Origin of the sequence: Holdemanella sp. DFI.5.55 (genome assembly GCF_020593575.1) — a bacterium.
Classification (GTDB): domain Bacteria; phylum Bacillota_I; class Bacilli_A; order Erysipelotrichales; family Erysipelotrichaceae; genus Holdemanella; species Holdemanella hominis.
This window is the reverse complement of sequence record NZ_JAJDMK010000242.1, coordinates 1-297: the sequence shown is the minus strand read 5'-3', so window position 1 is coordinate 297 and position 297 is coordinate 1. Positions and strand designations below refer to the sequence as shown.

1 protein-coding gene is annotated in these 297 nt (G+C 48.1%); it reads right to left on the bottom strand.

The window, feature by feature from the left end; translation table 11 throughout:
• Nucleotides 1-297, bottom strand: a 297-nt coding sequence (locus LJE08_RS13960; RefSeq protein ID WP_227403576.1) for an NUDIX domain-containing protein, incomplete at both ends; no start/stop codon positions are given.

Sequence of the window (297 nt, the reverse complement as noted above, 5' to 3'; positions counted from 1 at the left end):
CTGATCCAGCAATTCTTTTAAGTTGTCATAGGTTAAGCGTTGGCGAGCATCTTGATAGTTGAACCAACCGGCATTCTTAATTTCTTCAGCCTGCAGATGCAGATCCTCATCCTTAGGCAGTGCGGCCGTGTAAAGCGTCATTTGCTTCCGGTTGCCGTTGGGCAGGTCGTATTCAGTGTAGACAGAAAAGCTGGTATCAATTGGCAGGACCAGACTGGTTTCTTCTTTAATTTCACGCTGCGCCGTTTCTAAGAGCGTTTCATCGCCCTCAACGTGACCTTTGGGGAAGCCCCAAAA